We start from the raw sequence: 344 nt of genomic DNA on the forward strand, positions 1-344 counted from the left end.
GATTCACATGCTTGAAAAAGCGCGGGGCATTTCAAAACAAACAATCCACGATACACAAAACGACAGGACAAAGCCCATATGGGATGGCTTACTATAAGCCTAAATAAGGAGGAAACAGTGTGAGAAATCAAGAGTTGATTCGCAAGGCTGAAATGACACTTGCCAGCTTAAAAACCGGCGGTCTCATGAACGCAACCCAATCCAACACATTCATTAGAATGATGCAAAACACACCAACCGTTTTAAATGATGCACGCATCATTCCGATGGAAAGTGATTCACAAAAAATCGAAAAAATCGGCTTCGGCCAGCGTATTTTGCGCCCAGCAGAAGAAGGAAAAGCG

Annotated in this window: 1 protein-coding gene; it reads left to right on the forward strand. The window is 43.3% G+C overall.

The window, feature by feature from the left end:
- Nucleotides 1-119 precede the first annotated feature (119 nt).
- Nucleotides 120-344: hypothetical protein (locus R0J87_RS19020; protein WP_498888180.1), on the forward strand; the 225-nt coding region annotated here is incomplete at its 3' end.

Source organism: Halomonas sp. SIMBA_159 (genome assembly GCF_046536035.1).
GTDB lineage: Bacteria > Pseudomonadota > Gammaproteobacteria > Pseudomonadales > Halomonadaceae > Vreelandella > Vreelandella venusta_A.